Consider the following 12,654-nt stretch of genomic DNA (forward strand, 5'->3'; position numbering starts at 1 on the left):
TCGGGCCCAATCGAGGCCAATGGGGCTCGTCCAGGGGGGTTCTCCAGCACCCTGACCGGGTCAGGCATCATGTGGGTGACGTGCGCAAACGCAGAGAGGGTGTTAGTCATGGAGGCCGACCGGGTCGTGGTGGTGATGGGCGTGTCCGGTGCGGGCAAGTCCGCTGTCGGAGAGCTGCTCGCGGCGGAGTTGGACGTCCCGTACGCGGAGGCCGACGGATTCCACCCGGCGGCCAACATCGCCAAGATGGCGTTCGGTACCCCGCTGGACGACGAGGACCGCTGGCCGTGGCTCGACACGATCGGCGAGTGGGCCAAGGAGCAGGCGGGGCACGGCGGGGTGGTGAGCTGCTCGGCACTCAAGCGCGCCTATCGCGACCGGCTGCGGGCGGCGGCGCCCGGTATCGCCTTCGTCCATCTGAGCGGCGACCGTGAGCTGATCACCGGGCGGCAGGCGGCGCGCGAGGACCACTTCATGCCGAGCTCGCTGCTCGACTCGCAGTTCGCGACGCTGGAGCCGCTGGGGTCGGACGAGACCGGGATCACCGTCGATGTGGCCCCGTCCCCGAAGGAGATCGCGGCGCGCGCCGCGGCCGAGTTGCGCAAGCTGTAGCCCGCCGCGGGCAGGGGGTCTACGGCTTCCAGAGCGGGTGCTCCCGCTTCGCCCACTCCCGGTCCACGGTGCCGCTCCGCAGTCCGCGCCGGGCCTCCGGATCACCGATGGCCATACCGACATGCCCGGCGACGACCACCGCCACGGCCAGTGCCAGCCAGTCGTGCACGAAGGTCGCCGAGGTCCGCCAGGCCAGCGGCGCCAGGTCCGTGAACCACATCAGCAGTCCGGTGCCCAGCATGACCAGGACCGCACCGGCGATCCAGCCCGCGTACGACTTCTGGCCGGCGTTGAACTTCCCCGCGGGCCGTCGGCCCTTCCTGCGCATCAGCGCGGCCCACAGCCAGTCCCGGTCGTGCGGGCCGAAGCGGTTCAGCCTGCGCAGGTCGGCGCGGAACGCGCGGGAGACGAGGCCCACCAGGAAGGGCAGCGGCAACAGCAGGCCCGACCACTGGTGGACGGTGACCACCAGGTAGCGGCGGCCCACCAGCTGGGCGAGCTGGGGCACGTACAGGCAGGCCGCCGAGAACAGGCAGAGACCCATCAGCGCGGCGGTGGTGCGGTGGATCCAGCGCTCGGCGCGGGTGAACCGGCGTACGCGGGCGGGCCCTTCGGCGGGCGTGGGGTCAGACGGTCGGGGCGTCGTCGCGGCCGTTGGACCGGCCGACCCAGGCGTCGACGTCATAGCCGCGCTCCTCCCAGTAGCCGGGGCGCACCTTGTCGGTGACGGTGATCCCGGACAGCCATTTGGCGGACTTGTAGAAGTACATGGGCGCGACATACAGCCGCGCCGGGCCGCCGTGTGCGTGGCTGAGCGGCTTGTCCTGCATCCGCAGCGCCACCAGGACGTCCTTGCGGCGGGCCTGCCGTAGCGTGAGGCTCTCGCTGTACGTCCCGTCGAAGCAGGTGAAGTACACGGCTCGGCCTTCTGGACGCACCCCCGCGGCGTCCAGAAGTGCCGAGAGCCGTACGCCTTCGAAGGGCGTCTCGGGGACCCGCCAGCCGGTGACGCACTGGACGTCGCGGACGATCCGGGTCTGCGGCAGCGTGCGCAGCTGGTCGAGGGTGTACGTGGCCGGGCGCTCGACCAGGCCGTCGATCTTCAGCCGGTAGGTGTCCGCATTCTTGCGCGGGACCGAGGCGGCGACCGAGTAGTAGCGGAATCCACCGCCCGCGGGGAGCAGCTCGGTCAGTCCGGTGGGGTCTTTCTGGGCGATGGCCTCGACGCTGCGCTGCAGGAGCGGCGCGGCGCCGAGGCCGACGGCACCGAGGCCGAGCATGCCGAGGACGATCCGGCGGCCGATGGGCTTGCCGGATGCCTCCGCGTCTGCGGTTTCGTCGTACGGGGTGGGGCTCACCCTCCCGAGTTGAGCACCCGCGGCCGCTGAAGGCCAGGGGCCGCGGGGTGACGTCAGACTTCCGTCATACGCGCGTGGTCTCGGACTCGCGCGACTTAGCGGCCTTCTCCAGCTGGAACGCCTCGTTGCCCAGGCCGATCCGGGCGTGCAGCTCGGGCTTCCTGGTGCGCAGCACCGCCCCGTACGCCAGGCCGATCACGGCCGCGGCGGCGATGATGCCGGGCAGCACCCAGCGCAGGGCCGAGCCGGGGCCCGAGTCGACCAGCACCGCGAAGTCCTTGACCGTGTAGACGGCGATGCCCGCCAGCGCGAGCCCGGCGATCGCGGCCGCGACCAGCCGCCAGGCCTGGGCGCGTGCCGCACCGCGCCGGACGAAGAAGGCGATCACGGCCGCGGAAGCGGTGGCCATCAGGGTGATGACGCCGAGCGCGCCCACGTTGCCCATCCAGGTGAACAGCTTCAGCACCGGTGTGGTGGGGTCGCCGACCGGACCGTCGTCGGTGATCACGAAGGCGAGGACGATGACCAGGGAGACCGCGCTCTGCAGCAGCGATCCGGTGCCGGGGGCACCACTGGCGGAGTTGGTCCGGCCGAAGGCGGCGGGCAGCAGGCCCTCGCGGCCCATCGCGAAGGCGTACCGGGCGACGACGTTGTGGAAGCTGAGCAGGGCGGCGAACATGCCGGTGAGGAACAGGACGTGCAGGACGTCGGTGAAGGCTCCGCCGAGCCTGGTCTCGGTGAGGGCGAAGAGCAGGTTGGGGCCCTGTTCCTCCGAGGCGGCGACGATCGAGGAGGGTCCGGCGGCGACGGTCAGCGCCCAGGAGCTGAAGGCCAGGAACAGCGCCGCGAAGCCCACCGCCAGGAACATCACGCGGGAGACGACGACCTGCGGGCGGCTGGTCTCCTCCGCGTACACCGGGGCCTGTTCGAAGCCGACGAACGCGGCGAAGCAGAAGCACAGGGCGGTGCCGAGCCCGGCGCCGGTGAGGGTGTCGGGGTTGAAGGCGTGCAGCGACAGGCCTTCCTTGGCCGGGTCGGCGACGGCGGCGAAGTTGAAGATGACCACCAGGGCGACCTCGATGAGCAGCATGACGCCGAGCACCTTGGCGTTCAGGTCGATCTTCAGCCAGCCGAGTACGCCGACCACGGCGACGGCCACGAGCGCCGGTATCCACCAGGCGAGTTCGATGTCGAGGTAGAGGTCGAAGAGCACAGAGACCTCGAAGCCGAGGATGCCGTAGACACCGACCTGCATGGCGGAGTACGCGACGAGTGCGACCAGCGAGGCGCCGACGCCCGCCGTTCCGCCGAGGCCGCGGGCGATGTAGGCGTAGAAGGCACCGGCGTTGTGGACGTGTCGGCTCATCTCTGCGTATCCCACGCTGAACAGGATCAGGACCACGCCGAGTACCACGAAGAGCAGCGGGGTGCCGACGACCCCCATCACGCCGAATGTTGTGGGCATGACACCCGCAACCACCAAGAGGGGCGCACTGGCGGCCAGCACGGAGAGCAGCAGGCCGATGGTGCCGAGGCGCCCTGCGCGCAGGGCGCTGCCCTGCCCCTTGAAGGTGTTGATGCCCTCGGTCGTACGCGATCTGCCCGTAGACATGGCAGGGTTGTCCTTTCATCGGGTCGGACGTGTCAGGCCGGTCAAGCCATCAGGTCGAGCGGGTCAGGCTGGTCAAGCCATCGGGTCGAGCGGGTCAGGCCGGTCAAGCCGTCAGGTCGAGCGGGTCAGGCAGCTCAGGCGGAGCCGAGTGCGGCGTTGCGGGCGGCGCGGAAGGCCACGTACGGATCGCGGTCCGGGTACGCCCAGGGCTCTCTGGTCCCCTGCGTCCCGATCCGGTGGAAGAGTGCGGCCGCCTCCGCCGCCCGCCCCTCGCAGAACTTGGCGTGGGCGAGGAAGTTGAGGTCGATCCGGTTCCTCGGGTGGGTGCCGCCGCCCCACTCGAGCCACCAGTCGAACGCGGCCTTCATGACTACGCGGGCGCGGCGGCCCGTCCAGTGCCCGGAGGCCACGGGGTCGGCCGGTTCGCTGCCGACCGAGGCGAGCACGCGGTACCGCTCGGCGTGCGCCACCACCGGGAGCACCGCCAACGGCGATCCTGGCGGGGCCTGTTCGGCCGCCCACGAGGCGAAGTCGTACACCTCGTGCAGCGGGTCCTGCCCGGCCCCGGTACGCCGCTCGGCGAGCCGGGCGGCCATCAGGTGGTGGGCGTGGTGATGGCCCGGATGGCGGTGGCGCACCTCGTCGAAGAGCCGCACCACCTCCTCCTCGGTGCCGAGCGTGCGGGCCAGGATGAGCAGGGCGAGCCAGGGCGTGGGGTCGGGCGCGGCCAGCGCGGCGGCGGCGTGGCACGCCTCCTGGGCGCGTTCGGCGCGCTCCTTGCCGCGTAACGCGCGGAAGACGGCCGCAGAGGCGGCCAGCGCGGCGGCGTCCGCGCTCTCCGGCTCCGCGAGCCGCCACTCCTGGGCCCAGGGCCCGGTCGAGAGCGGCTGGCCCAGGACGACGAGACGGTGTCCGCGGCGGTCCCAGTCGTCACCCGTGTCGGCGAGCAGCGAGCGGGCCTCGGTCCAGCGGCCCCGGTCCAGCGCGGTGCGCGCGGCGACCAGCTCGGTGTCGTCGAGTGCGGGGTCAAAGCCCTGTGCGCCCCGTCTCCGGGAACGCCCGAGGGGTGGTGGCGGGGACAGCGGGCTTCCTCCACAGGGCGGCAGGCGGGCGATGATCACGCACAGCAAACCGGTAGTGACAGCTCCGCGTCAAGACCGGTCTGGACCTGTTCAGGTGTCCAACTCCGCTCCCGTTTCCGCCAGTTCACCCTCCCACCTGCACAGACACTCTTCCTGCCGCGCGGCGCGTACGCTGGCGGAATGTCTGACGTCTCGGCTCTGCCACCCTTCGAACTCGCCTTTCCGGGACCGCTGCGCGACAAGCTGGTCGCCGCCGTGCTGTCCGGGGCGAAGACCACGACCACCGGACTGCTGGCCCACTACGAGGCCGAAGGCGAGGCGTTGCCGGTCCCCGGTACGCGGAGTGTCCTGCTCGACTCCGACGGGCGCGGCATCGCCGTGGTGGAGATCGCCGAGGTGCGGACGCTGCCGGTCGCGGACGTCGATCTGCGGCACGCGGTCGACGAGGGCGAGGGGGACCAGACGGTGGCCGAGTGGCGTGCCGCGCACGAGCGGTTCTGGCACAGCCCCGAGTCGCTGGAGGTCCTCGGCGACCCGGCCTTCCGCGTCGGCGACGCCACCCTGGTCGTCACCGAGCGCTTCCGGGTCGTCGAACGGATCGATCCGCCCGCCTGCTTGGATGGCGGGCATGAGCGCTGACGAACTCCTGGACATCGTCGACGAGCGGGACCGGGTCATCGGACAGGCCCCGCGCGGTGCGGCCTACCGCGACCGGCTGCGGCACCGGTGCGTGTTCGTGCTGGCGCGGGACGCCGACGGCCGGGTGTTCGTCCACCGCAGGACCCCGACCAAGCTGGTGTTCCCGTCCCTGTACGACATGTTCGTGGGCGGTGTGGTCGGCGCGGGCGAGTCCTACGACACGGCGGCGCTCCGCGAGGCCGAGGAGGAGCTCGGCGTCACGGGACTGCCGCGGCCACGGCCGCTGTTCAAGTTCCTGTACGACACCGAGGAGCACAGCTGGTGGTCGTACCTCTACGAAGTGCGCTGCACACTCCCGGTGCGGCCGCAGGTGGAGGAGGTCGCCTGGCACACCTTCCTGGACGAGCGGGAGCTGGAACGGCGGCTGGCCGACTGGGAGTGGGTGCCGGACGGGCTCGCGGCGTACCAGCGACTCCAGGCGTTTCGCGCGGGACAGGACCAGCGGGCGGCGGACTGAGCGGCTGCGCCCCGCACGGGCGGCGGAGGTAGGGTCGGAAGGGTGATCGACTTCCTGGCATCGCTCCGGCTGTGGTTCTCCCCACGGCGGATCCGCGAGGAGGGCGAGACTCCTGACTACCGCTTCTCGCTCGCCAATGAACGCACCTTCCTGGCCTGGGTCCGTACGTCCATGGCGCTGGTGGCGGGTGGCTTCGCCGTGGACCAGTTCCTGCCGGACCTGCGGTGGGGCTGGCGGGTCGGCCTCGCGGTCTCGCTGCTGGCGTTCGGTGCCCTGTGCGCGTTGCGCGCGGTCAATCACTGGGTGCGCTGCGAGCTGGCGATGCGGCGCGGCGAGGATCTGCCGGCCTCGCGCTTTCCCGCTCTGCTGAGCCTCGCGGTCGGCCTGGTCGCGCTTCTGATGACGGCGGCCGTGCTCGCCGGGTGGGTCGGGTGACCGACCAGGTGCCCCGGCAGGCGCCCCTGCCGGACCCCGAGCGGGATGCCGGACTACAGCCGGAGCGCACCCGGCTGGCCTGGCGGCGCACCACGCTCACCTGCACCGTGGCCGCGACCCTGGGCGCCAGGGCGTCCCTGCGCCACGGGGGCACCCCGGCCGGTCTGCTCGCCCTGGCGGCCATCCTGCTGACCTGGCTCGCCTTTCTCGCTCTGGCCCACTTCCGCATCACTACGCTCGCCGTCGCCCGCCCGCGCACCCTGAGACGGCGGGAGGCGCTGGCCGCGGTCGGCTGTGCCCTGGCCCTGGCGGCCTTCGCCCTGACGATCGTCAACTAGGCAACGTACGACATAGTCGGACCTCTCTGACCAATCGGGCAGATCCGGCTAGCCTGGAACGGTAAGCCCGCCCCGAGGCCCATCCCGGAATCGCGAAGGTGACCGCCATGACCACCCTCCACCAGGAGCACCCCGCCCACGAGCACGCCCACGGCCCCGCGTGCGGGCACCCGGAGGTGCCGCACGGCGACCACGTCGACTACGCGCACGACGGGCATCTGCACCGGCAGCACTCCGGCCACTGGGACGAGTGCGAGCCGGGCGGGCATGTCGCGCACGAGGCGCACCCGCACCAGCACGGCGAGGGCTGCGGCCATGACGCCGTACCCCACGGGGACCACGTCGACTACCTGCACGAGGGCCATCGGCACGCGGCGCACGACGGGCACTGGGACGACCACTGACCGGCCGCCCACGGCCGCCCGCGACCGCCCGCACCTTCCCCCGGACACCGCCGACTGGCAGGATCTGACCGCCGGTCCCCTGGGTTCGGGGGATCGTCATGTCCCGATCATTTTCGGGCTCCCACTGGACGCCCATACCGACTGGTCGGCATGATGCTCCTCAGAGTCCAACAGGAGGAGCGAACGCATGAGCTCAGACCAGCCCCCGGGCCTCGATCTCGACCGGCTGCGCGGCCACCTCGACCAGGAGCGGCCCGGCCTGGTGCACGGACCGCTCACCGGGCGGCGGATCGAGGGCGGCCGGTCGAACCTCACCTACGCCGTGTCCGACGGCACCTCCCGCTGGGTGGTGCGCAGGCCGCCACTGGGGCACGTACTGGCCACCGCGCACGACATGAAGCGCGAGCACCGGGTGATCGACGCACTGCACCCGACAGCGGTGCCGGTGCCCCGGCCGCTGCTGCTGTGCGAGGACGACGCGGTGCTCGGGGCGCCGTTCTACGTCATGGAGTTCGTGGACGGCACGCCGTACCGCACCTCGCCCGAGCTCGCGGCGATCGGCCCCGAGCGCACCAGGGACGCGGTGCTCGCCCTGGTGGACACGCTGGTCGACCTGCACGCGGTCGACCCCGCCGAGGTCGGCCTCGCGGACTTCGGGCGGCCCGAGGGCTTTCTGGACCGGCAGCTACGGCGCTGGGGCAAGCAGCTGGACGCCTCGCGGGGCCGCGAGCTGGCCGGGATCGACGAGCTGCACGCCGCGCTCGGCCGCGAGCTGCCGCACTCCCCCGCGCCCGCGATCGTGCACGGTGACTACCGACTGGACAACGTCCTGCTGGGCGAGGACGACCGGATCAAGGCGGTACTCGACTGGGAGATGTCCACGCTCGGCGACCCGCTGACCGACCTCGGGCTGCTCGTGATGTACAGCCAGCCGCTGGAGCTGCCCAACTCTCCGATCAGCACGACCAGTTCGGCACCCGGCCACCCGGATCCGCGTGAGCTCGTCGAGCGGTACGCCGCGCTGTCGGGGCGGGATGTCTCGGCCGTCTCCTGGTACACGGCGTTCGCCTGGTTCAAGCTCGCCGTGATCCTTGAGGGCATCCACTACCGCTACACGCTCGGCCAGACGGTCGGCGCCGGTTTCGACCGTATCGGCGAACTGGTCCCCGTCTTCATCGACCACGGCCTGACCACCCTCCAGGAAGGCTGACCCCTCATGGACTTCGCATTCGACGCACGGACCGAGGAACTGCGCACCCGGCTGCTCGCCTTCATGGACGAGCACGTCTACCCGGCGCAGGACGTCGCCGAGCGGCAGCGGGCCGAGCTGGACTCGCCCTGGGACACCCCGCAGATCGTCGAGGACCTCAAGGCCGAGGCCCGCAGGCAGGGCCTGTGGAACCTTTTCTTTGTAGACCAGCACAGCCTTCCCGATGCCGAACACGGCGCCGGGCTCACCAACCTCCAGTACGCCCCGCTCGCCGAGATCACCGGACGCAGCCCGCAACTGGCGCCCACGGCGCTGAACTGCGCCGCCCCGGACACCGGGAACATGGAGGTGCTCGCGCAGTTCGGCAGCGAGCAGCAGCAGAAGCAGTGGCTGGAGCCGTTGCTCGCGGGCGAGATCCGGTCGGCGTTCGCGATGACCGAGCCCGAGGTGGCCTCGTCCGACGCGACGAACATCGAGACGCGGATCGAGCGGTCCGGGGACGAGTACGTCATCACGGGCCGCAAGTGGTACATCTCCGGGGCGATGAACCCGGACTGCAAGATCTTCATCGTGATGGGCAAGACCGACCCGGACGGCTCCGACGTCCGGCGCCAGCAGTCCATGGTGCTGGTCCCGCGCGACACGCCCGGGCTCGAAGTCCGGCGCGCCATGCGGGTGTACGGCTACGAGGACCACTGGCACGGCGGCCACGCCGAGGTGGTCTTCGACCAGGTGCGGGTGCCGGTGACCAACCTGATCGGCGAGGAGGGCGGCGGCTTCGCCATCGCCCAGGCGCGGCTCGGCCCCGGCCGTATCCACCACTGCATGCGGCTGATCGGTATGGCCGAGCGCGCGATCGAGCTGATGTGCCGGCGGGCGGTGTCCCGTACGGCCTTCGGCAAGCCGCTCGCCCAGCAGGGCGCGGTCCAGCAGTGGATCGCCGACGCCCGGGTCGCCGTCGAGCAGCTGCGGCTGCTGGTGCTCAAGACCGCCTGGCTGATGGACACGGTCGGCAACAAGGGCGCGCACACCGAGATCCAGTCCATCAAGATCGCGACCCCGCGCACGGTCGTGGACATCATCGACCGCGCGGTGCAGCTGCACGGCGCGGGCGGCGTGAGCCAGGACTTCCCGCTGGCCGAACTCTGGGCGGGGGCGCGGACGCTGATGCTGGCGGACGGCCCGGACGAAGTCCACCAGCGGTCGTTGGCGCGCCGGGAGCTGAAGAAGTACCTGTGAGCGCCGGTCCTTACGGGCGCAGGGCCCGCAGCAGGAGGTCGGCGAGGTGGTCGGCGACCTCCTGCGGGGAGAGCGGGCCGTCCGGTCGGTACCAGGTCGACAGGTGGTGCACCGAGCCGAAGTGGTAGTCGACCACCAGGTCGGCCGGGGTGGCCCGGGAGAGCACTCCGCTCTCCTGGCCCTCCTCGATCAGGGCGCGGAACCGTTCGTGGTAGCGCCGCCGCTCGGCGCGCACCTGCTTGTTCTTCTCCGGGCTGAGGTGGTGCATGGAGCGGAAGAAGATCGCGGCGTCGTCGAGGTTGTCGATGGTGGTGACCACGACGTCGGCGGCCGCGTCGCGCAGCCGCTTCTCGACCGGCTCGTCCGCCTGGGCGAAGGCGTCCAGGCGCTCCTGCTGGAGGCGCAGCACGCGCGCGTACACCTCGTGCAGCAGGTCCTCCTTGGAGCCGAAGTAGTGGTAGAGGGCGCCCTTGGTGACGCCCGCCGCCTCGACGATCTCCTGTACGGAGGTGCGGTCGTAGCCCTGGTCGGCGAAGAGCCGGGTGGCGGCGGCCAGGAGTCGCTGCGGAACCGTCGTGCCGCCGGGGTCCGTCGTTCTTGGCACTGCCGCCACCTGCCTTTCGTCACTGTTCGCGCTCGTCACCTGCCGAGCCATACGCGGGAGCGCAGTTCCCGCCGGAGGATCTTCCCACGGTGGCCGGAACCAGGCGTCACACGTCCGTGGTCCGCCGCAGGGCGGGGCCTAGCTGCCCGCTTCCCACTTCTGCTGGATCTGGTTCATGCTGCCCAGCCAGCGGTCGGGCTCGCTCGCGCGCGCCCGGTAGTACTCGGCGACCTCGGGGTGCGGCAGGATCAGGAAGCGGTCATCGGCCATGCCCGTGAAGAGCGCGTCGGCGACGTCCTCCGGTTCGATCGCGGTGGGCGCGAGCACCAGCTCCCCGGCCGTGCCCGCGGCGGTCAGCATGTCGGTCCGTACGCCCTGCGGGCAGATCGCGTGCACCTTGAGCCCGCGGTGGCGGTAGGTCAGCGAGAGCCACTCGGCGAAGGCGTACGCGCCGTGCTTGGACACGCTGTACGGTGCGGCGCCGACCATGGTGAGCAGCCCGGCCGCGGAGACCGTGGAGACGAAGCGGCCTTCGCCGCGCTCCAGCCAGCCGGGGAGCAGTGCGCGGGCCGCGCGGACGTGGGCCATGACGTTCACGTCCCAGGCGGCGGCCCAGACCTGTTCGTCGGCGTCCTCGGTGCCGCCCGACGCGAGTCCGGCGTTGGCGCAGTAGACGTCGACCGTGCCGCCGAGCGCGTCCCTGGCCTGCTCGATGATCTCCGACGCGTCGCCGGGCACGGCTGTGCCGCCGAACTCGTCGGCGACCGCCCGCGCCTTGGCGGCGTCCAGGTCGTTGACGACGACGCGGGCCCCTTCCGCAGCGAACCGGCGCGCCAGCGCCGCGCCGATCCCGCCACCGGCCCCGGTGACGACTACTCCCTGGCCCTGCACGCTGTCCACCATCGATCCCCTTCGCCTCGGCCGCCGCTACCCGGCTGCGCGAGCAGACTAACCAGTCGGTATGCCCGGTGGGAAGGGGTGGCCCGACACCACGCGGGACGCGCAAGGTCCGGTGCGCACCGGGACCGCACTCCCGAGAGAGGTTGTGGTCAATCCGGCCGCGAGGTATGGCCACCCCTGGTCAGCGGCGCGATGATGCGCAGCACACTGGCCGGAAAAAGGGGGATGGCCATGGCGGGCTCAGGCGTCACTCCGTACGGGGAACTGACCTTCGACGCGGACGGGGACCCGGACATCCGGCAACGCGACCGCCTCACCGAGCGGGTGCGGGAGCACGACGTCACGGACCTGGTGGTGTTCGCGCACGGCTGGAACAACGACCATTCCATGGCGAGTCGGCTGTACGAGAGGTTCTTCGCCCCGTTCCCCGAGCTGGCGCCCGGCGCCCGGCTCGGGTACGTGGGCGTGCTGTGGCCCTCGATGCGGTTCACCGACGAGCCGATCCCCGACTTCGACGCGGCGGGCGTGGTGGCGGCCGCGGCGGCTTCCGTGGGCCTCGACAGCGACACGCTGCGGGCGCTGAACGAGGTCTTCCCCGACCGTGGACAGGTCATCGAACGGCTGGCCCACCTTCTCGCGGAGCAGCCGGACGACGAGAGCGCCTTCGACGAGTTCGGGCGGCTGGTGCGCCGGCTGACCGAGGACGGGGCGCGGGATGAGGGCGGAGGTCACTTCACCGCGGACCTGGACGAGGAACTGGAGGGCCTGCCCGCGATACTCGCCGACGACACGCTCGCCGTGTGCCGGGCCTTCGCCGATCTGCTCGACGAGTCCGCCGACGCCCAGCTCCCACAGAACGGTGCGGGACTCCGCATCCCGCGGCCCGGGCGCCGGTGGTGGAACGGCGCGCGTGAACTGCTGCGCCAGGGCACCTACTACACGATGAAGCGGCGGGCGGGCACCGTCGGGCAGCGAGGCCTCGGACCCGCCCTCGGCCACCTCGCCCGGCAGGCGCCCGAGGTACGCGTCCACCTCGTCGGGCACAGCTTCGGTGGCCGCCTGGTCTCCTTCGCGCTGCGCGGCCTCCCCGCCGACGTACGCACCGTGACCTCCGTGACCCTCCTCCAAGCGGCCTTCTCGCACTACGCGTTCACCACGAGCCTGCCGCACAAGAAGGGCAGCGGCGGGGTGCTGCGCGGGCAGCAGAAGCGGGTCGCCGGGCCTGTGGTGTGCTGCTACTCCCGGCACGACACGGCGCTGAGGTTGCTGTATCCGCTGGCCTCCCGGATGGCCGGCGACTCGTCGGGGCTGCTGGGCTTCGACCGCAGGTGGGGGGCGATGGGCCACGACGGCATCCAGGCGGTGCCCGGCACCAAACGGCTCACGCTCAAGAACGCGCTGCGCGGCGGGCTCCCGGCGTCGGGCTGTGTGAACGTCGACGCGGCCCAGGTGGTGCGCAGGGGCGGCCCGCCGGCCGGTGCGCACAGCGACATCCTGCACGGGGAGCTGGCGCGGGTGGTGCTGGCAGCGGGCCGGGTGCGGTCGGCCTCCTGAGCGGGTGCTGGCCGAGGGCTGGCCGAGGGCTGGTGGTGGGCTGGTGGTGGGCCTCGTAGGCACGGCTGATGGATGCCATCGAAAATCGGATGGAGCCGATTCGCGAGTCGCTACGTCTATACGCCGACGTCTGTTCGCCGACGCCGAAGT

Annotated in this window: 15 protein-coding genes; 9 read left to right on the forward strand and 6 right to left on the reverse strand. The window is 71.7% G+C overall.

Going from position 1 to position 12,654, the window contains the following annotated elements:
- Positions 1-108: 108 nt before the first annotated feature.
- Positions 109-612, forward strand: coding sequence for a gluconokinase (locus tag U9R90_RS22790; protein ID WP_411058514.1), 504 nt, complete (start codon positions 109-111; stop codon positions 610-612).
- 19 nt (positions 613-631) lie between these two features.
- Here the strand turns inward: U9R90_RS22790 and U9R90_RS22795 are convergent, their stop codons facing one another.
- From U9R90_RS22795 to U9R90_RS22810, 4 genes are all read right to left on the reverse strand, one after another.
- A complete protein-coding gene (locus U9R90_RS22795) occupies positions 632-1,297 on the reverse strand; it encodes a cytochrome b/b6 domain-containing protein (RefSeq protein WP_411058515.1) in 666 nt (221 codons plus the stop codon).
- Entirely contained in the window at positions 1,239-1,892 is a 654-nt protein-coding gene (locus tag U9R90_RS22800; protein ID WP_411059774.1) for a molybdopterin-dependent oxidoreductase, read from the reverse strand. The genes U9R90_RS22795 and U9R90_RS22800 overlap by 59 nt, the downstream gene beginning before the upstream one ends.
- A gap of 142 nt (positions 1,893-2,034) precedes the next feature.
- Complete coding sequence (locus U9R90_RS22805) at positions 2,035-3,582, reverse strand: APC family permease (RefSeq protein ID WP_411058516.1); 1,548 nt, start codon at positions 3,580-3,582, stop codon at positions 2,035-2,037.
- A 134-nt stretch (positions 3,583-3,716) separates the two neighbouring features.
- On the reverse strand, positions 3,717-4,703 hold the full coding sequence (locus U9R90_RS22810) for a hypothetical protein (RefSeq protein ID WP_411058517.1): 987 nt from the start codon (positions 4,701-4,703) through the stop codon (positions 3,717-3,719).
- A 141-nt stretch (positions 4,704-4,844) separates the two neighbouring features.
- Between U9R90_RS22810 and U9R90_RS22815 the strand changes: the two genes are divergently transcribed.
- From U9R90_RS22815 to U9R90_RS22845, 7 genes are all read left to right on the forward strand, one after another.
- Positions 4,845-5,303, forward strand: a complete 459-nt coding sequence (locus tag U9R90_RS22815) for an ASCH domain-containing protein (RefSeq protein WP_411058518.1) — start codon at positions 4,845-4,847, stop codon at positions 5,301-5,303.
- Positions 5,284-5,820: an NUDIX hydrolase gene (locus U9R90_RS22820; protein WP_411058519.1), complete on the forward strand. Its 537-nt coding sequence runs from the start codon at positions 5,284-5,286 to the stop codon at positions 5,818-5,820. Before U9R90_RS22815 ends, U9R90_RS22820 begins: the two co-directional genes overlap by 20 nt.
- 42 nt (positions 5,821-5,862) lie before the next feature.
- On the forward strand, positions 5,863-6,255 hold the full coding sequence (locus tag U9R90_RS22825) for a YidH family protein (RefSeq protein WP_411058520.1): 393 nt from the start codon (positions 5,863-5,865) through the stop codon (positions 6,253-6,255).
- Positions 6,252-6,593: a DUF202 domain-containing protein gene (locus tag U9R90_RS22830; RefSeq protein WP_411058521.1), complete on the forward strand. Its 342-nt coding sequence runs from the start codon at positions 6,252-6,254 to the stop codon at positions 6,591-6,593. Before U9R90_RS22825 ends, U9R90_RS22830 begins: the two co-directional genes overlap by 4 nt.
- A 107-nt stretch (positions 6,594-6,700) precedes the next feature.
- Positions 6,701-6,997, forward strand: coding sequence for a hypothetical protein (locus tag U9R90_RS22835; protein WP_411058522.1), 297 nt, complete (start codon positions 6,701-6,703; stop codon positions 6,995-6,997).
- 187 nt (positions 6,998-7,184) lie between these two features.
- Positions 7,185-8,207 carry a phosphotransferase family protein gene (locus U9R90_RS22840; RefSeq protein ID WP_411058523.1) on the forward strand — a complete coding sequence of 341 codons (1,023 nt, stop codon included), beginning with the start codon at positions 7,185-7,187 and terminating at the stop codon, positions 8,205-8,207.
- Between the two features lie 6 nt (positions 8,208-8,213).
- Positions 8,214-9,446: an acyl-CoA dehydrogenase family protein gene (locus U9R90_RS22845; RefSeq protein WP_411058524.1), complete on the forward strand. Its 1,233-nt coding sequence runs from the start codon at positions 8,214-8,216 to the stop codon at positions 9,444-9,446.
- Positions 9,447-9,456: 10 nt separating this feature from the next.
- On the opposite strand, the gene U9R90_RS22850 is transcribed toward U9R90_RS22845, so the two are convergent.
- Together U9R90_RS22850 and U9R90_RS22855 are read right to left on the reverse strand one after the other, a co-directional pair.
- On the reverse strand, positions 9,457-10,101 hold the full coding sequence (locus U9R90_RS22850) for a TetR/AcrR family transcriptional regulator (protein WP_411058525.1): 645 nt from the start codon (positions 10,099-10,101) through the stop codon (positions 9,457-9,459).
- Between the two features lie 87 nt (positions 10,102-10,188).
- The gene (locus U9R90_RS22855) at positions 10,189-10,953 is read right to left on the reverse strand and encodes an SDR family oxidoreductase (protein ID WP_411058526.1); all 765 of its coding nucleotides are present in this window, start codon (positions 10,951-10,953) and stop codon (positions 10,189-10,191) included.
- A 222-nt stretch (positions 10,954-11,175) separates the two neighbouring features.
- Between U9R90_RS22855 and U9R90_RS22860 the strand changes: the two genes are divergently transcribed.
- Positions 11,176-12,504 (forward strand): serine-threonine protein kinase, encoded by a 1,329-nt coding sequence (locus tag U9R90_RS22860; RefSeq protein WP_411058527.1) that lies wholly within the window; start codon positions 11,176-11,178, stop codon positions 12,502-12,504.
- Positions 12,505-12,654: the final 150 nt, after the last annotated feature.

Source organism: Streptomyces sp. E11-3 (genome assembly GCF_046540415.1).
Taxonomy (GTDB): domain Bacteria; phylum Actinomycetota; class Actinomycetes; order Streptomycetales; family Streptomycetaceae; genus Streptomyces.